The sequence below is a fragment of the Candidatus Acidiferrales bacterium genome (genome assembly GCA_035934015.1).
Taxonomy (GTDB): domain Bacteria; phylum Acidobacteriota; class Terriglobia; order Acidiferrales; family UBA7541; genus DAHUXN01.
This window is the reverse complement of the sequence record DASYYH010000016.1, coordinates 353,750-371,963: the sequence shown is the minus strand read 5'-3', so window position 1 is coordinate 371,963 and position 18,214 is coordinate 353,750. Positions and strand designations below refer to the sequence as shown.

Here is an 18,214-nt window from a genome sequence, read left to right as displayed (position 1 = left end):
CAATGTCTGAATCGGGCCAAATTCGCATTAACGAGCTCGCCAGGGAACTCGAAATCAAGGCTAAGGTCTTGATCGAGCATCTGCCCCAACTTGGCGTCACGGAAAAAAAGACGCACTCCAGTTCACTTGAGCATGATCAGGCCGAACGCGTGCGCAAACATTTCCGCGACCTTGCTGCCGCGGAAGCAGCCGCAGAAGCGGAGAAAACGGCAAGAGCCGCCGCAGCAAAGGCCAAGCCCGCGGCTCGTCCAGCCGCACCTCTTGCACCAACTGTTCATGCACCAACAGCGGCATCTCGTCCTGCCGTGGCAGGGCCTCCGGCGGGAGTTGCCGGTGCACCGGGAGTGAAGCCTCCAGCGCGTCCGGGCGCTGCCCCGGCTCCGCCAGTTCGACCGAGCGCTCCGTCCGGTGCCACGACTGCACCATCTGGCACCCCTGCGCATCCCGCGGCACCTATCGCAGCGCGACCTGCGGTTGCGCAGGCACCTGCGTCTGCAGCGGCTTCATCCGTGCCTTCTGCGCCCAAAACGGCTGCACCTACGCCTCCCCAGAAGGCTCCTCTTGTAACTCGGCCCGCAGCAGCGGCCCTGGGAAGTTCACCTGTGCGTCAGGGTGGGATGCCCGTGCGCCCTGGTGGCGCCCCTTCCCAAGCGCAGCGGCCGGGAGTCGCCCCGCGGCCTGGTGGCGCGCCAATCGGTCAGAGAATGGGTGCTCCGGCAGGAGCGCGTCCTGCCGCTCAAGGTGCCCCGCGCCCCGGTGGTGCCCCGATGCGTCCCGGGCAGCGCCCTGGCGGGCGTCCCGTACAGCCTTTGGGACGGCCGAGTCCGGCCTCCGCGGTAGGCGCTCCTAAAGCTGAACCAGGCAAACCGATCTATGCCCGCAAGCCTTCCCCGCGCGCCAAGCCGACCATCGAAAAGCGCTTCGCCGAAGGCGAACGCAAGCTGCATCCCGTGCGTGCGCGCGCTGGAGCTGCGGCTGGCCGTGGCGTTGCGCATGCCGAACCCGCCATCGCACCGGTGGTTCGCGAGCCGCGTCCGGTCACGATTACAGAAGGAATCACCGTCCGTGAACTTTCTGAGAAGCTCGACGTGCGTGCCAAGGAATTGCTAAAGACACTCCTCGACCGCGGAGTTTTCGCCAGCATCAATCAGGCCCTCGACGTGAATACGGCCACGAGCCTCGCCGAAGCCTTTAATGGCATTGTTCAGGTCGTTTCCTTCGAAGAACAGATGGCGAAGGAGGAAGTCGGCCCCGAGGTCGACAAATCGGAAAAGCTCGTCCCGCGCGCGCCGGTTGTCACTGTCATGGGCCACGTTGATCACGGGAAAACGAGCTTGCTCGACGCCATTCGTTCCACCGACGTTGCCGCCGGTGAGTTCGGCGGCATCACCCAGCACATCGGCGCAAGCCACGTGGAAATCAATGGCCGCCGCATCGTGTTCATCGACACGCCTGGCCACGAGGCCTTTACGCGCATGCGCGCGCGCGGTGCCAAGGTTACCGATATCGTCGTTCTCGTTGTTGCCGCCGATGATGGCGTCATGCCGCAGACGGAAGAGGCCATTGATCATGCGCGCGCGGCGAAAGTGCCCATCGTCGTCGCCATCAACAAGATTGATATCCCCGATGCGCAACCTGAGCGCGTCAAGCGGCAGCTCTCCGATCGCGGCCTGATGCCCGAAGAATGGGGCGGCGACACCGTCATGGTCGAGGTTTCCGCCAAGACGCATAAAAACGTCGAGCGACTGCTGGAAATGATTTTGCTCGTTGGGGATCTGCGTGAACTCAAGGCTAACCCGGCGGCCTCTGCCAGCGGGACAGTTTTGGAATCGCGCGTGGACAAGGGGCGCGGTCCCGTTGCCACCGTTCTTGTGCAGAACGGAACGCTCCACGTCGGCGATGTTTTCATCTGCGGCGCGGTTTATGGCAAAGTCCGCGCTCTCTTTGATGATCGCGGTAATCCGGTGAAAAATGCCGGTCCTTCCTCTCCGGTTGAGGTTCTCGGCCTGCAAAGTGTGCCCGCTGCGGGAGATCAGTTTCAGGTTGCCGACGAAGCCAAGGCGCGCCACATCGTTGAGTATCGCCAGTCGAAGGCCCGCGAAGCCTCCCTTGCGAAGTCGAGCACTTCGCGTCTCACGCTCGATCAGTTGCATGAACAGCTTTTGGCCGGTGAAGTCAAGGATTTACCCATCGTCATCAAGGCCGACGTACAAGGTTCGGTCGAAGTCCTAAGCGAGATGCTGCCTAAACTTTCCACCGATCAGGTGAAGCTGAAAATCATTCACGCCAGCGTCGGCGCGGTTTCTGAAACCGACGTACTGCTTGCCTCTGCGTCGAATGCCATCATCATTGCTTTTAATGTCAGGCCAGAACGCAAGGCATCTGACCTGGCGCAACAGGAAAACGTAGAGATTCGCTTGCACACAATCATTTACGAAGTCGTGGACGAAATTAAGAAGGCCATGGCCGGCTTGCTCGCGCCTGTCATCAAGGAGCAATACCTGGGCCGCGCCGAGGTTCGCGACACGTTCCGCGTGAAGGGCGTCGGGGTGATTGCCGGCTGTTCGGTTCAAGATGGCATCATCAAGCGCGATGCCAGCGTACGCGTCCTGCGCGACAACGTTGTGATTTACACCGGGCGCGTCAGTTCGCTACGGCGATTTAAGGACGACGTCAATGAAGTTCGCGCCGGCTTCGAGTGCGGTATCGGTATTTCGAATTTTGCCGACGTCAAAATTGGCGACATCCTCGAGTGCTTCGCGATGGAGAAGCAGACCCCTGCGGGAGCATCTGGTTAATTGGATTTGTTCTGAGTCCTCCACGGTAGGGAGGGCAGGTAATGCCAGTCGGCCTCGTTACTCTGGAAATTCATATTCCGGACGCACGCTCCCTCAAGGACAAACGGCAGGTGCTGCGTAGCTTGAAAGACCGGTTGCGCGCGCATTTCAACGTCGCAGTCGCCGAATTGGATCATCAGGATTTGTGGCAGCGCGCGCTCGTCGGAGTCGTAAGCATTTCGGCCGACGACAGCCATCTGGCTGAATCCATGCAGGCTGCGCTCGAGGAATCCGAGCGCATTCTCGGGCGCAATTTGATTTCGCACGAAATCGAATATTTTTAGAGAAATTCATTCAGGAAGTTGTCCATGACCATCGCAGGGCATCGCCCGGAACGCATCGCGGAAGAGATTCGGCATGAAGTCACTCTCATGCTGGCTGGCGAACTGAAAGATCCGCGGCTCTCTGCAGCCATCAATGTGACCGAAGTCCGTATTTCGCCGGATTTGCGTACCGTGCGCGTGTACGTCGAGGTTCTTGGCTCCGATTCTGAGCGTGAAGCAACACTGAAGGGGCTCGCTGGCGCCTCCGGCTTCATTCGTCATGAGTTGGTCGAACGCCTTCAGCTACGCCGCGCGCCGGAGATTTTTTTCATTCCAGATCGCTCTGAGGAATACGGCCATCGCATTGAAGATCTTTTGAAGAAAACAAAAGAGCACGGCGAAGCGTAGAGTTCCGCTGCGGACTTCCGCGTATTTCTTTGCGAGCACGCGAGATCAAAACAATGCCCCGAACCGTAAAACCACCGCACCTCGACGGCGCGCTTGTCATTGACAAGCCGCGCGGCAAGACGTCGCATGACGTTGTCGAAGCCGTCCGCCATCTCGTCGGATTTCGTCAGATCGGCCATCTGGGCACGCTCGATCCCTTGGCTACTGGTGTTTTGGTGCTGCTCCTTGGCCGGGCGACCCGTCTCGCTCAGTTTTATGCAGGCCGGCGCAAGCGCTACAACTGCGGGGTGCGTTTTGGCTTTGCGACGGACACCTACGACTCTGACGGCGAGTCACAAGGTCCCGATCTCGCTCCTCGACTCGATGCGCAAGAAGTCGAACGCCTCGCTGCCGGCTTTGTTGGCCACATTCAACAGACCCCTCCCGCGTTTTCCGCCAAGAAAATTCGGGGCCATGCGGCGCATGAATTGGCGCGCAAGAAAAAGCTTGTGGAATTGAAACCTGTTGAAGTCGACGTCTACGAATTTCGTTTGACTGGTATTGAAGGTTCGCTGGCACGGTTTACGGTCGAATGCGGCTCAGGAACTTATATCCGCGCTCTCGCTCACGATCTTGGCAAACTTCAGGGTTCTGGCGCGCATCTCGCGGAAATCGTTCGCACGGCCGTCGGTGAATTTACTTTGGATCAGGCCATCTCGCTCGAAGAGTTGGCGGAAACCGCCCGCACGGGCCGTCTTGCCGAACGCGTGATCCGTCTCGAAGGTTTGCTGCCCGATCTTCCGTGCGCCACGGTTTTGCCGATCGTCGAGCGGCGCATCCGCAACGGCGCTAAATTCAATGTCCCAATCTCGCAAATTCGACCGGGGCACGCGACCCTGGCGCAGGGCGCTCCCGCTGAGCTCGATTCGGGTGACTGGAAGCCGTCGCGACTTCGCGTCCTCAATGCGCAGGGACAGCTCATTGCAATTGCGCAAGCCGTTGTTCCACAAACCTACCAACCTGTCGTCGTCCTCGAAGTCGCGCGATAAATTTGCCCGCAATCGTGGCGATGGAAATTTTCTGAGTTTCCAGAGCTTTGCTTATTGTGGCTGCGCGGGCACGGGCGCAGATCCGCCTTCGACTGGTTCGCGTCCTGCAAAAATTGGCTTGCCCATCCTGGGTGGGGGCTGGATAAGCCTCGGCGTCACCAGGATCAGCAACTCGGTGCTTTGATTTTGATCGTTTTGCGCGCTCGCGGACAGTCCAAGCGGTCCCAGCAACTCCGCCCCCGGTGTCCCGCTGATCGCTCGCATCACACTGGATTCGATAATCCCTGCCAGCGCAGTCGTCTGGCCATCCTTTGCAGTAATTGTCTGGCTAACGGATTCATTGCCGATGATTGGAATCTGATTCACTGTTGTGCCAGTCAGACTCGTCGACTCGAATTGCATATCGAGCGTCACCTCGCCTCCTGCGTGCATGTGCGGAGTCGCCTTCACTTTCAATCCGATATCCTGGTATTGCGAGTTTGGGTAGGGTATCGGCGCGGCGCCGGGTCCCGTCGAGCCAAAGGTCGCGTTGTCTAGGATAATCGTCAACGTGTTTGCGCCCGAATCCGCAATCGCCAGGCCCGGTGCGTGCGCTGTGCCCTCGAACGTGCCAGCCGTCAAGCCAACCGGCGATGTTCCTGTCGCAAAAAGCAGCGGTAGCTGAAACGTCCCGTCGCCATTGCCGATGAAGACACCAACCGTGTTGGCATCTTCATCCGTCACCGCCAAGTCCGTCAGGCCATCGACATTAAAATCGCCCGTGGTGATCGCTACTGGTTTGTTGCCCGAAGAAGATGCATCATTCAGTCCGAAGGTCGTGGTCAGCGTGAATGTCCCGTCTCCCGCTCCAAGGTAGACCGATATCGTGTTGTCCGTTTGATTCAACACGACCAGGTCGATATTTGTGTTGTTGTTCAGATCAAATTCTCCGGATACAACCGCCACGGGCGCGTTGCCTGTGGTTAGGATCCCGTTGGCAGTAAACGTTCCGTTTCCATTGCCCATGAAGGTCGAGAGCGTGTTGGCCGCCTGATTGGTCACCGCGAGATCCAAATTGCCATTATTGCTGAAATCTGCCGTCGTAATCGCTGAGGGTGTTTTCCCGGTCGCGAAAGTGCTTTGCGGCTGAAATGTTCCATCTCCATTTCCAAGCAGAATCGACACTGTGCTGTCGTTTTGATTTGCGACGGCTAGGTCCGTATGCCCATCGTTATTGAAATCTCCGGTGACCATCGCCACCGGATTTGCACCTGTCGCATAAGTTCCTTTCAGCGCAAACGTTCCGTCTCCATTTCCCAGAAAAATCGAGACAGTGTTATCCGTCTCGTTGAGGACCGCCAGATCCACGAAACCGTCGCCGTTGAAATCAGCTGTGGCAAGCGTGATTGGCCCGTTGCCTGTCGCAAGCGTCCCATTCGAACTGAATGTTCCGTCGCCATTACCCAGGTAGATGGAAACCGTGTTGTCCTTGAAATTCGCGACGGCCATATCCAGATTTCCGTCTCCGTTGAAATCCGCGGTTACCACGGCAACCGGATCGTTCCCCGTGGCGATTGTCGACTCCGGAAACATATTCGACGACACGCCAGGAACCAGCCCCGAAGGGACCACACTTGAGGAATATTGTGCCAGCGTAATTGGCACGCGGTCTCCCACGAAGAACGATACCGGCTGGTCGTCCTCTGCACGCAACACAATCCTCTGGCCGCTCTTCACTGTGCTCAGTGTGTCGGAGAACGCTGCCGCAGCGCCCGGTAAGGTAGCCAGAAATGTCGTCTTGCCACCGCCGAATGCCACCAGCGGTGGTATGAGCGAACCAAGCCCAACAGCTCCCGACCCCACCAGCGAGGAAATCTGCCCTGTGCTCAGGGCTCCGAGCGCGCTCGACGAACCGAAAACCTGCTCGATCGCGCTGATCAGCGACGAGCCTCCAGCCTGGGCCTCTTGAATTTCCTGCGGTGTCAGCGCGAAGGCCTGTGCCGTCGTCGGCGGTGTCACTCCGAATTGTGTCGCCGTTGTGCGATCGACTTCGAGTATCTCCATTTCGATCACCAGCTGACCGTGGGCTTGCTCCAATTGATCGAGCAATTGCGCCGCCACGGACGTGGCCTGTGGCGACGCGTGCATCGTGATCGTATGTGAGGCAAGATTCAGCTGCGCTCGTGTGATCCCAGCGATTTCACGCAACACGCGCAGGACTTCCGTCATATCGTTCGGAGTCTCGTCATCGGGCAGTTGCACGGTGCGCACAACGGAAAGGTCGTACTCCCGCCGTTTGGCAGGAGTGTCCTCGGCCACGAAAAAAAGTCGCTGTGTCAGCGGCCGCCAGAACGTTCCGGTCATGTCGCCGAGCGCGCGCATAGCGGTGTAAAAGTCCACATTGTTCAGCTGAAGGTGCACTTGTATCTGGCGCAGTCCCCCATCGAACGATGCATCCACTCCGAACCTTTGTGCAACTTCTTCGTAGGCGCCCTGCGTATCGCCGCGATAATCAAAATTTAACACGCCACGGAACGGCGCGAGCCTCACAACGCCGGCTGGTTCGATCATCAGTTGGCGCAGCGAATTCGCGGATGATGGAGAAAGTTGCGTCAGCCGCTCCCGCACCATTGTGTCGCTGGGGTCCAGAATGAGCGCCATTCGCAGCTCTTTTCGCGCTTCGGCCAAATTGCCCATTAGGGCGTCACGTTCGGCCCGATCCACTGCCTCGCCAACCAACCGGCTCCGTGCGATTTCGCGCCGCAGCAGATACTCTTGGTTCGCCGGATCCTGTCTGGTGGCTTCCGTATATGCCGCGAACGCGCTGTCCCAGTCTTTGGCCTTTTCTGTTTTCAGGCCGCGCTGAAAGGCCTCTCGTGCAAGTTTCGGATTTTGCACTTGGCTATGCGCTTTTTGCGCCGTCGTTCCGGATGTTTGTTTATCCGATCCCGTTTGTGCCGATTCTTGCTTTGAGACTTGAGCAGGAACCGTGTTCACGGACGATTGCCCTTCCGCCAGCGCGGCGCCCAGCAGAGCGCAAATGACGAGTCCTATGGGAGCCTTTACGTGCAATGGATGTCCCTTCTTGCCATTCTACAGAGATTAGCTCCCGGTTCGAGGCGTTGCCTCGCCGTGTGCCGCGAATGCTACGTTGTGGTGTGGTCCAAATGTATTGAAGCGGCGCGCAAATCGAATTCTGAATCGGTCAGCTTGACAACGCGATTGCCCCGCATTTTCAGCTTATGTTAAAACTTCGGTACGAGCGGGGTATCGGAAGAAAGTTGCCACGTCTGCGTAAATTTGACTTAGCCAACCAGTCTTATTGCTCCAGCATAGAATTGAAAAATGCTAGCATGCGGCTCCACGCATCCTTTGCCGCCTCAGGACGGTATCCGGCCACATCATCCGGGTTCTCAAACGCATGTCCCGCGCCATCGTAAATCTTCACGTCCACAGACTTCCCTTGCGCCTTCATCTCTGCCACGAAGGCATTTACGGCGGACTGCGGAATTCCGTGGTCTTCCGCGCCAAAGTTTCCGAGCACCGGCGCCTTGATCCTCGCGATGTTCGTGGGGTCAGTCGGCAGCGCTCCGTAATTCACCGCGCACGCCGCAAGTTTGGGCTCATTCTCCGCAAGCAGAATCGCATACCCGCCCCCCATGCACCACCCTACCACGCCAATTTTGTCCGCCTCCACGTCGTGCCGCGAGACTAAGTAATCGAAGGCAGCTTTCAAATCAGCAACGGCGCGATCTTGCGGCATGCCGCGCGACAATTCATGCGCCGTCTCCGGATCCGTTGCTATTTGGCCTCGGTAAAGGTCCACAGCCAGAGCTATATATCCCTGGTCTGCGAACTTGCCTGCTTGCTGCCGCACCCAATCATTCAATCCCCACCATTCGTGAATCACGATGATTGCTGGATGCTCTCCCTGCGAACGGGGGAGCGCCAGGTAGGCGGTCACTGTCGTATTTCCGCTTTGGTATTGCACTTGCGTCGAAGATTGTGCTCTGCTCCTCGCTGGCAAACCCATCCAAATGGCAATTGCTGCTGCGACCGCGAGCGTCCGCTTGCTTGCTTTCGTCATGCCCAACCTCCGCAAATCACAAGTCACCAGCGCCACTTTACTGCCCTCGCTAGGCAATCGCTGCAACGACGGAACGAAAGTCTATCGAATGTAGGGTATTTCTCTTGACGATTGCTAAGAAGAGAGATACACTCGAATTTCTAGTTGAAACAAGGTCTCAACTGGGATTCCTTATGATTCCTGCTCTTTTACTTGCGCTTCGCGAAGGTGTCGAAGCCGCTCTCGTCGTCGGCATCGTCCTAGTCTACCTCAATCGTATCGGTCGTCGCGAGCTGACTCGTTATGTTTGGACCGGCGTCGTTGCTGCCGTCGCTTGCAGCGTCGTCGCTGCCGTTATGCTTCAGCACTGGCAGATCAGCGAAGATGGTTTCGAAGGCCTCTTGATGCTTCTCGCTGCCGTTTTTGTCGTGACGATGATCATTTGGATGAACCGCATCGCCCGCCGCTTGCGCAAGGAAATCGAACAACGCGTTGATTCCTTCACGCAAAAAAGTGAGCTGGCCGCGGGCCTCGGGATCGGCCTTTTCGTTTTTTTGATGGTTCTTCGCGAGGGCGCCGAGCTGGTCGTCATTCTTCGCGCCGTGGAGCTTTCCGTCGCAGGAGTCCAGGTTTGGATCGGCGCAGGGTTGGGCATCGCTCTGGCCGTGGCCGTCGGTCTTTTCTTCTTCGAGGGAACATTGAAGATTCCCCTGGGGCGATTTTTCGCCGCCACCAGCGCCATCCTAATGGTCGTCGCTTTTCAGCTCGTCCTGACTGGCCTTCACGAGCTGAGCGAGGGAAGATGGATTCCTTCCAGCAAGCAGGAAATGGCCACCGTCGGCCCGATTGTCCGCAACGAATATTTCTTCTTCGTTGTCATCCTAGGTGTCGCCGCAGTCGTGGTCTTGCGCGAATGGTTTGCGCTTCGCGGCGCCGCTGTGGAGCAGGCCGCTAATTCAGCCGAAAAACGCTTGCGCCAGTATGAGCATCGCCGCCGGCGAATTTGGAGCCTGGCCGCCGCATTTGTTTGCGTTGTTGTAATTCTCTCGCTTACCGCGGAATTCGTTTATACGCGCGCATCTGCCGCGCCGCCGGAAGCGGAAAAGCTGCTTGCCGCGAACAGCGCCGTTCGCATTTCGCTTGCGGACATGAGTGGCGTCAGCGTACGTTTTTTTTCCGTCGATGTGCAAGGCGTTTCGTTCCGTTTCATCGTCGTCCGCAAGCCTAACGGAGATTACGTCGCTGCTCTCGATGCCTGCCAGATTTGTGGCGCGATCGGTTATCGCCAGCAGGGATCAATGTTGATTTGCCGCAATTGCGGTGCGCCCATTAACGCGTCGGAAATCGGCCAGCCCGGCGGCTGCAATCCGATTGCCTTCAAATCTCTGATCGAGGGCGCAAACATCGTCGTGAATCTCTCCGCCATCTCGGAAGCTGCCTCCGAGATAGGCAAATAGGCTAAAACCGCCATGTTCGTGCGCCTGCTCCGCGAATCCTTCACGCGCAATCCTCGCCGTAAGCTCCTCACGGGGATTGCGCTCGTCCTTGGCATGACTGTCGCCACCGCTACGTTCACTGTTGCCGTGGACGTTGGCGATCAGCTCGCGCGGGAATTCCGTAGTCTCGGCGCGAACCTGCTCATCACACCACAGGCAGACACACTTCCCGTTGAGATTGGAGGAGTCGACTATCGCCCGGTCGATCAAGGCGCGTACCTTCCCGTGTCAGATTTGCCCAAACTCAAGGAAATTTTTTGGCGGCACAATATTCTCGGTTTCACACCGTTTCTGGACGTGCCCGTTACGGGCGCTATCGCGCACAACGCCGGGCCTCCGCAGAATTTTCCCGCCATGCTCGTTGGCACGTGGTACAGCCACGCTGTGCCCCTCGCAGACGGCACAACCTTCACCACTGGCGCAAGCTTCACACATCCATGGTGGAAGATCAGCGGTCAGTGGTTCGCCGACGGTTCAAAGAATTGCGTTGTTGGCGCTTTACTCGCGAAGACGGAAGAAATCTCCATCGGTGACGTTCTTAATCTCAGTGCTTCGGGCCGCGCGTCGGCTTCCACCGTTACCGGAATCATCACGACTGGCGACGCGGAAGACAACGCTATCGTTTGCCCGCTCGTGGTTGCGCAGGATTTGGCCGCCAAGCCCGATGAGTTTCGCCAGGTCCTTGTCAGCGCCCTCACAAAGCCCGCCGACGCGCTCGCCATCAAAGATCCCAATTCGATGACGCCGACAGAGTTTGACCGCTGGTATTGTTCGCCTTATATCTCCTCGATTGGCCATCAGATTCAGCAGGTTCTCCCTGGAACGCAGGTGCAAACGATTCGCCGTGTTGCCGAAACCGAGGGCCGCATTCTCTCTCGTGTTAGCCTGCTCCTCTGGATCGTGACCATTGCTGCGTTGATTGCCGTCGCTTTGGCAGTTGGGGCCACTTCCGCGACCACGGCGATTGAGCGCCGCGCGGAAGTCGCATTGATGAAAGCCCTCGGCGCGACCAATTTTCTCGTCAGCGGTCTTTTTGTGAGTGAACAGTTGCTTCTTGCGATTGTCGGCGGAGGCATCGGTTTTTTGTTCGGTGCGGGGCTCGCGCGTCAACTCGGCGAAACCGTCTTCGGTGTCGCTACATCTCCGCGCTTGGTTGTATTGCCCGTAATCCTCATCGCCGCCGCTCTGGTTGCCTTGATCGGGAGCTGGATTCCCCTTCATCGCGCCGCGAACGTTTCTCCTGCGCCGATTCTGAGAGGCGAATAGTGTTCAAGCGGCTTTTATTTCATCTCCTCCGCGGCAATCGAGTTCGTTTCATTGTTGCGCTTCTCGCGCTCACCAGTGGCGGTGCGGTTATTTCCGCGCTCCTGAATCTCGATCTCGACATCAATCGTAAACTATCTCAGGAATTCCGTTCCCTCGGTGCGAATCTCATCATATCTGCATCGAACGCTGGCGCGTCCACCCTCGATAGTTCCGTTCTTTTCGGCGAATCTGCCATGCAAACGGTTGCACAGACGAAATTGCCGGGCCTCGTCGCTTCTCCGTATCTCTATCTTGTCGCAAATGCAAATTCGAAGACCGGCCAAAATGTCGTCGTCGCCGGCACATGGCTCGACGCTGTCACGCGGATCGAGCCGTGGTGGAAAATCGCGGGCGATTCGTCGCTTTCGCGCGGCGATCTTACGGACTGCTTCGTTGGGCGTAATGCCAGCCGGAGCCTCGGTCTTACTCCAGGAAGCTCAGTTCAACTGTTCTATCAAGGCCGCAGCGCGCGGTTCACTGTCGCTGGTGTCATTGACGCAGGAGGGTCGGAAGACAGCCAGATTTTTGTCAATCTTTCCGTCGCGCAGCAGCTTGCTTCGCTGGACAATAAAATCCAACTGATTCAGTTAAGCGTTCCTGGCTCTGCAAGTCAGGTTCGTGCCGCCGCCTTGCGTCTTCAATCGGCCTTTTCGTCGCTTGAGGTTAAGCCCATTCCGCAAATCACAGAGGCCGAGGGCAGGCTTCTTGCACGCATTCGCTTTCTAATTTTCTCCACCGGCTTGCTCATTCTCGTCCTCACCGCGCTCTGTGTGCTGGCTACGATGGCCGCTTTGGCGATGGAACGCCGCAAGGATGTCGGCCTGATGAAAGCCCTTGGGGGCTCGATTCAAAGAGTGGTGCGTTTGTTTCTTGCCGAAGTCGGCGTCCTTGCGTCCATCGGCGGAGTGGCCGGTTACGCGCTCGGAATGGCGCTCTCCGTTTGGATGGGGCATCGCGTTTTTGGTGCAAGTATTTCGCCGCGCTGGGAAGTTTTGCCCGTAACCGTTATCTTGATGTTGTTTGTCGCTCTCGCTGGCGCGCTGCCTCTGCGCTTGCTCGGCAATGTTCGTCCGGCCGTAATCTTAAGAGGAGACTGATTCCGTGGCACTCGTCGAAGTCGCAAACCTGAAAAAACGCTTTGGCGACGTACGTGCGCTTGACGACATTTCTTTCACCATCGAGTCCGGCGAGTGGATTGCCATTATGGGCCCATCCGGCTCTGGTAAGACCACGCTAATCAACATTCTCGGTGGCCTCGATACTCCTACCGAGGGCCGCGCCGTTGTTGATACAGTTGACGTCGGTCGCCTCGATGAGGCTGCCCTAACTCGATTCCGCTCCGAAAAAATTGGATTCGTCTTTCAGCAATTCCACCTCGTCCCCTATCTTACGGCCGTCGAGAATGTCATGCTGGCACAGTATTTTCACAGCACGACGGATGAAACTGAAGCCGCCGAGGCTCTCCGCCGCGTTGGCCTCGGCGAGCGCCTCGCGCATCTTCCATCCCAGCTCTCTGGAGGTGAACAGCAGCGCGTCGCCGTTGCTCGCGCGCTCATCAATCATCCCAAATTGATTCTCGCGGATGAACCCACTGGTAATCTTGATGAAACGAACGAAGAAACGGTCATTCGCCTCTTGCGAGATCTCCACAGTGAGGGCCATACGATTCTCATGGTCACCCATGATCCGTCCATCGGCGGTCTTGCCGATCGCCGCATCGAACTCGCTCATGGCCGCCTCGCGCAAATCACCGTATATTCCTCGGAAGATGAAGCGCGTTTCGATCATGTCCTCGAAGAGCTGTGGCTTTGTGCGGAGATTGGTAGGCGTGCCAAACTCACCCGTTTCCATTCGCTGGATGCCGACCCCGAGCGCACGATTCAGCGCCTCGCCGTTCTTGGTCTCGTCACCGTACAAGATTCTGAAGTTGATTTGACCGATCGTGGCACTCGCCGCGCCCGCGATGTCGTCCGTCGCCGTCGTCTCGCAGAGCGCCTCTTCACCGATACATTTTCCATCGCCAATGCAGAAGCCGATTCACAAGCCTGCAAATTCGAGCACATTATCAGTCCGGAGCTCGACGAGCGGATCTGCTCCTTCCTCGGCCATCCGAAGACGTGCCCTCACGGTCGCCCAATCCCCCCCGGCCCCTGCTGTGCTTCGGCGGGATCCACCGTAAACAAAAGCTCTTGATGCCCATTCCTCTCGACATTCGCAAGAAACCAATCGATGTGAAAGTTCATGTTTCCACAGGCACCGGAATAGACATCACTTGGTCCGACGCCCATTCAAGTCACTACGCTTTTGCCTATCTCAGGGAGCACTGTCCCTGCGCCACATGCAAGGAAGGCCACGGCGAACATGCCCGGGGCGGCTCGGGTACGGACTCTGTCTCGTCCGCCCTGCCCATGTTTAAGCCTAAGGTTTCTGCACGGTCTGCCGCCGCCGTGGGCAGTTACGCCGTGCAAATCGAATTCACCGACGGCCACGCTACAGGCATCTTCAGCTTTGAGCATCTCCGCGAGATTTGCCCGTGCGATGTCTGCGGCCACGAATTCCGCGCCGGACAGCGCGCGTGATTCTTGGAGTTGCTCCTAGTGCACATTTCGCAATCTCATCGCTCGCATCCGTCTTTATTTTTCGCACCACTCGACGTATAGTCGTTTTCCACATTTCTTTCGTTCATGTCTTCGAGTCCAACAGCCCCCGGAGCGCCTAGAACCTCTGCGCGGCCGGTCGTCAACGTGCTCGTCGCCACCACGGCGATGCTCAGTTTCATCTCCTTTTGGCGTGCTGGTGCCATCGTCCTCAACGACCTCGCTTCCTCCGCATATTACGCCGGCGGTGACGCCGAGCAGGTCATCGGCAAGTCCGCTCCCTGGTTCATACTTGCCGTAATGCTGCTTTCCTACTGCGTTTCGCTCATCTATGTCGAAAGTTGCAGCATGTTCGTCCGTGGCGGCGTGTATCGTGTCGTCAAGGAAGCGATGGGTGGCACGCTGGCCAAGTTCTCTGTCTCCGCGCTAATGTTCGATTACGTCCTCACAGGCCCGGTCAGCGCTGTCGCAGCGGGACAATACATCGTCGGTCTTGCCAACGATTTCTTTCAGTACCGCCACATGCACATCTTTCTGCCCGCCAACGCCACATCCATGCTCATCGGCATCATCGTAACGTTCTATTTCTGGTGGCAGAACATCAAGGGCATTCCCGAATCGAGCGAAAAAGCTCTGCGCATCATGTATCTGACCACGGTCATGGTTGTGGTCCTCATTGCGTGGTGCTGCTATACGATCTGGGTTCGCGGGGTGCATTTTCCGCCTGCCCCGTTGCCGCAAAATATGATTCTTGGCAAGGATGCGTTGGGCTGGCTTGCGAATTGGCGTTTCGCCCACACCGTGACTCTCATCGCCATCTTCGTCGGCTTGGGCCACTCCGTTTTGGCCATGAGCGGTGAGGAAACGCTCGCGCAGGTCTATCGCGAAATCGAGCATCCCAAGCTTGCCAATCTCAAGAAAACCGCGCTGCTCATCGTCGTGTATAGCTTGTTCTTTACCGCGCTCGTTTCCATCTTCGCGGTAATGATCATTCCCGATTCCGTCCGCCCGCACTTTTTCGAAAATTTGATTGGCGGCCTTGCCATGAATTTGCAGGGTCCATTCGCCTTGCGCCTCGCGTTCCATGCGTTCGTCGTCATCGTCGGCATGTTGATTCTTTCCGGTGCGGTCAACACCGCGATTGTCGGCTCCAACGGCGTGCTCAGCCGAGTTTCTGAGGACGGTGTCCTTACCGATTGGTTTCGCGCGCCGCATCGCCGTTACGGAACCACCCATCGCATCATCACCAGTGTCGCCGTTCTTCAGATCATCACCATTCTCATCAGTCGCGGAGATTTCGCTTTTCTCGGCAACCTTTATGCTTTCGGCGTCACGTGGAGTTTCGCCATGAAAGGCTTGGCCGTTCTCGTCCTCCGCTACACCCATCCTCAAGATCGCGAATATCGCGTCCCTCTCAACTTCACCATTGCCGGAAAAGAAATCCCTCTCGGTCTCGGTGTTATCACTCTCATCCTTTTCCTCATCGCGTTCATCAATCTCTTCACCAAGCCTGAAGCGACCATCGCCGGCGTCATTTTCTCAGTGATCCTCTATGTTGCTTTTGTGCTTTCCGAACGCAGCGTCCGCAAGCGGCAGGGAACTACCCACGCCGCCGAACTCGACCAGTTCAATCTCGCTCAGGAAAATGATCTCACTCCCGCCAACCTCGGCGTCCGTCCCACCAACGTCCTTGTCCCCGTCAGCAACTATTACGCTCTGTACCATCTTCATTCTCTTCTTACGCGCCTGAAAACCGATGAGCAGGATGTCGTCGTCCTGCATATTCGCCTGTTGCGTCGCGCAGCTTCCGGCGAATATGACCTCAAACCCGATCAGCTTTTCAGCACCATCGAGCAGTTGCTCTTCACCAAAGTGCTGGCGATCGCCGAAAAGGAAGGCAAGCCGGTGCGTCTCGCTGTTGCCGCTGCCAATGATTTGTGGGAAGGCATCCTGCGCAGCGCTTCAAACCTGCAATCCTCTTCAATCGTGGTCGGCAGTTCTTCGAAGATGACTCTGGCCGAGCAAGCGCGCGAAGTCGGCCTCGCCTGGGAGCACATGCCCGAGCCGCGCCCACGGCTCTCTCTCGACATCGTTACCGCCGCTGGAGACGAGCATGTTTTCTACCTTGGTCCGCACGCGCCTCACCTCACCCCCAAGGAAATCGATCTTCTCCACGATATATGGTTGCGCCTAAGTGACGAACTGAAAGGCCAGGAAATCCACCATCACGACATCGTTCATTTCGCCCTCACGGAACTCGAGCGCGAAGTCGCCGAAGGTCAGGGCGAAGCGGTCCTCGAGCGTCTTCGCCAGCATCTTCAGGAAATCAAGGACCGCCGTTCCACCATCTCCTAGCGCGATAACCTCATGCCGCCACTTGCGCCGTGCAATACGCGCATTTCGATGCTTTCACGGGAATCTTCGACAGGCAGTACGGGCAATCCTTCGTCGTTGGCGCCGCAGCGGGCTCTGGCTTCTTCGTCCAGCGGTTCACTTGCCGCACTAAGAGGAAAATCACGAATGCGACGACCAGAAAATCGATCACCGTATTCAAGAACATCCCATAATTGATCGTCGCCGCGCCTGCGGCCCTCGCAGCAGTCAGCGTCGGATAACTCGTCCCTGAAATGTTCAGGAACAGGCTGTTGAAATCCACTTTGCCCAGGATCAGCCCGATCGGCGGCATGATTACGTCACTCACCAGCGATGTCACAATCCTCCCAAACGCCGCGCCGATGATGATACCGATGGCCATGTCCAGCACGTTCCCCTTCATCGCGAATTCTTTGAATTCTTTCAGCATGCTGCCTCCTCTGCTATTCTTCGCAGCGATTCGCACCGCGAAATTTGTTTCCTTTTGCGGGCTGAGCGCCCGGGAGCATCCTTTGCGCGCGCATTATACAGACTCCACTCCCCGCGCACCACTCAAAGCGAAGGCGTGCATCTGGAGCTTATTTCGTTCGCGAACTTCTTCTGAGAGGACCTTGCTATGGATAAAAATATTTCAGCTTTTGCTCGTGTTTTTTTCCGTTGTTTGGCTGTTGTGCCCTCGGCTACGGTCAATCGCCAGGCCTGCCTGCACGGCAATCACGGCGAACGCGTTCAAATCATCCACCGTGAACATTCCCCGCCGCGAAAGATTGTCCACATACAGCAGCCCGCGCAGTTTCTTCCCGATTCCCAGCGGTGCGCACATCGCTGACTGGATTCCCGCGCGCACGATGCTCTTGCTCGCGGCAAATCGCGGATCTGCTTGTCCGTCGGAAACCAGCATCGGCAAACTCGCTTGCATCGCCTGCCGGATGACGCTCTGTGAAATCGTGAGCTGCGGCACGAGCTCTTCGCCTGCGTCCTTCGGCTTCATTCGGTAGCGGATTTGCGCTGGCTGGAAAGTGTATCCGCCTTGGCTGAAATCAATGTGCTTCCCGGGTTCCTCTTGCAGTAGCATCACGTACCCGCGCTCCGCGCCCTCGATTTCCAGCGCAAACTCCAGCGCCCGCCGTGTCACCCGTTCGACAGAGTTCAATTCCGCCAGTTCGTTTTTCACGCGCTCCAGCAGCTTTAGCAATCGATTTTCCTTATCGGATGCGTTCGCGCGCGCTCCGCCGCCCATCCGCCGTGCGCTCTCCGCGATACGCGCATCGCCTACTGCCTCTACCATCAGATTCGATCCCGTATATGCCGATCGTGCCTGCTCGCTGAGCGCTTTCGCTACTCGTTCCGGCAGTTTCGCCGTTCCGTAGGTGGTCAGTTTTCTTTCCGCCGAATCCTCGAACCGCAGCCGGAAAATACCCACCGTAATTTCGTCATTTCCGCGCAGGTTCGCTTCCTTTGTCAGCACGCCGTTCACTTTCACGCCGTTTGAGCTCTCGCGGTCAACGATTTGCCATTTCCCATCGATTGTCGTGCGCATCACGGCGTGGATCCGTGAAACGCTCGGATCATCGAGCATGATATTGCTCGATTTCGCCCGCCCGATCGTCACTGGTCGGTCGCCGGCGAGCTCAAACACTTGCGAGCTGTGTCCGCTCTTGTGAATCACGATGCGAGGCATGTGCGAACTCCGCCTTAATCTTCCTGGCCTCGCGTTCGTCATTCAAGTTCCACATTGCTGCCTTTGCCGCATGCATAACATCGGTGTCTCCTGTTTCGACTGTTCCAGGCTGGCAGTTTTTTCGCGAGTTCTAAACTCTGTCCTCCAACCGCCGCCGTGCTAAAATACCTTTCTTTGTTTT

The 18,214-nt window shown here is 57.4% G+C and carries 15 protein-coding genes; 10 read left to right on the top strand and 5 right to left on the bottom strand.

The genetic code is table 11. The features are described from left to right. The first annotated feature begins 2 nt into the window (after positions 1-2). Genes infB through truB form a run of 4 tightly spaced genes read left to right on the top strand, consistent with a single transcriptional unit; the run spans position 3 to position 4,536 of the window. Positions 3-2,798: a translation initiation factor IF-2 gene (infB, locus tag VGR81_08945; protein HEV2289065.1), complete on the top strand. Its 2,796-nt coding sequence runs from the start codon at positions 3-5 to the stop codon at positions 2,796-2,798. 41 nt (positions 2,799-2,839) lie between these two features. Then, positions 2,840-3,121, top strand: coding sequence for a DUF503 domain-containing protein (locus tag VGR81_08940; GenBank protein ID HEV2289064.1), 282 nt, complete (start codon positions 2,840-2,842; stop codon positions 3,119-3,121). A 24-nt stretch (positions 3,122-3,145) separates the two neighbouring features. Then, entirely contained in the window at positions 3,146-3,508 is a 363-nt protein-coding gene (gene rbfA / locus VGR81_08935; GenBank protein HEV2289063.1) for a 30S ribosome-binding factor RbfA, read from the top strand. A 53-nt stretch (positions 3,509-3,561) separates the two neighbouring features. Further along, a complete protein-coding gene (gene truB / locus VGR81_08930; GenBank protein ID HEV2289062.1) occupies positions 3,562-4,536 on the top strand; it encodes a tRNA pseudouridine(55) synthase TruB in 975 nt (324 codons plus the stop codon). A 51-nt stretch (positions 4,537-4,587) separates the two neighbouring features. Here truB and VGR81_08925 read toward each other — a convergent pair whose 3' ends face one another. Together VGR81_08925 and VGR81_08920 are read right to left on the bottom strand one after the other, a co-directional pair. Then, positions 4,588-7,587: an FG-GAP-like repeat-containing protein gene (locus VGR81_08925; GenBank protein ID HEV2289061.1), complete on the bottom strand. Its 3,000-nt coding sequence runs from the start codon at positions 7,585-7,587 to the stop codon at positions 4,588-4,590. A 247-nt stretch (positions 7,588-7,834) separates the two neighbouring features. Continuing rightward, positions 7,835-8,602 (bottom strand): dienelactone hydrolase family protein, encoded by a 768-nt coding sequence (locus tag VGR81_08920; protein HEV2289060.1) that lies wholly within the window; start codon positions 8,600-8,602, stop codon positions 7,835-7,837. Positions 8,603-8,775: 173 nt separating this feature from the next. Between VGR81_08920 and VGR81_08915 the strand changes: the two genes are divergently transcribed. Genes VGR81_08915 through VGR81_08895 form a run of 5 tightly spaced genes read left to right on the top strand, consistent with a single transcriptional unit; the run spans position 8,776 to position 13,961 of the window. Beyond that, complete coding sequence (locus VGR81_08915) at positions 8,776-10,038, top strand: Fe-S-containing protein (GenBank protein ID HEV2289059.1); 1,263 nt, start codon at positions 8,776-8,778, stop codon at positions 10,036-10,038. A 12-nt stretch (positions 10,039-10,050) separates the two neighbouring features. Next, positions 10,051-11,343 carry an ABC transporter permease gene (locus VGR81_08910; GenBank protein HEV2289058.1) on the top strand — a complete coding sequence of 431 codons (1,293 nt, stop codon included), beginning with the start codon at positions 10,051-10,053 and terminating at the stop codon, positions 11,341-11,343. Continuing rightward, positions 11,343-12,479 (top strand): FtsX-like permease family protein, encoded by a 1,137-nt coding sequence (locus VGR81_08905; protein HEV2289057.1) that lies wholly within the window; start codon positions 11,343-11,345, stop codon positions 12,477-12,479. The genes VGR81_08910 and VGR81_08905 overlap by 1 nt, the downstream gene beginning before the upstream one ends. Positions 12,480-12,483: 4 nt before the next feature. Next, positions 12,484-13,575: an ATP-binding cassette domain-containing protein gene (locus VGR81_08900; GenBank protein ID HEV2289056.1), complete on the top strand. Its 1,092-nt coding sequence runs from the start codon at positions 12,484-12,486 to the stop codon at positions 13,573-13,575. After that, positions 13,575-13,961: a DUF971 domain-containing protein gene (locus tag VGR81_08895; GenBank protein ID HEV2289055.1), complete on the top strand. Its 387-nt coding sequence runs from the start codon at positions 13,575-13,577 to the stop codon at positions 13,959-13,961. Before VGR81_08900 ends, VGR81_08895 begins: the two co-directional genes overlap by 1 nt. Positions 13,962-13,996: 35 nt before the next feature. Here the strand turns inward: VGR81_08895 and VGR81_08890 are convergent, their stop codons facing one another. Next, positions 13,997-14,161, bottom strand: a complete 165-nt coding sequence (locus tag VGR81_08890) for a hypothetical protein (protein ID HEV2289054.1) — start codon at positions 14,159-14,161, stop codon at positions 13,997-13,999. On the opposite strand from VGR81_08890, the gene VGR81_08885 reads away from it, so the two are divergent. Continuing rightward, positions 14,148-16,334 (top strand): APC family permease, encoded by a 2,187-nt coding sequence (locus tag VGR81_08885; GenBank protein HEV2289053.1) that lies wholly within the window; start codon positions 14,148-14,150, stop codon positions 16,332-16,334. The two genes, VGR81_08890 and VGR81_08885, sit on opposite strands and share 14 nt — an antisense overlap. Positions 16,335-16,344: 10 nt before the next feature. Here VGR81_08885 and mscL read toward each other — a convergent pair whose 3' ends face one another. Then, entirely contained in the window at positions 16,345-16,782 is a 438-nt protein-coding gene (gene mscL, locus VGR81_08880; protein ID HEV2289052.1) for a large conductance mechanosensitive channel protein MscL, read from the bottom strand. 201 nt (positions 16,783-16,983) lie between these two features. Further along, positions 16,984-18,033, bottom strand: a complete 1,050-nt coding sequence (locus tag VGR81_08875) for an FHA domain-containing protein (protein ID HEV2289051.1) — start codon at positions 18,031-18,033, stop codon at positions 16,984-16,986. Positions 18,034-18,214: the final 181 nt, after the last annotated feature.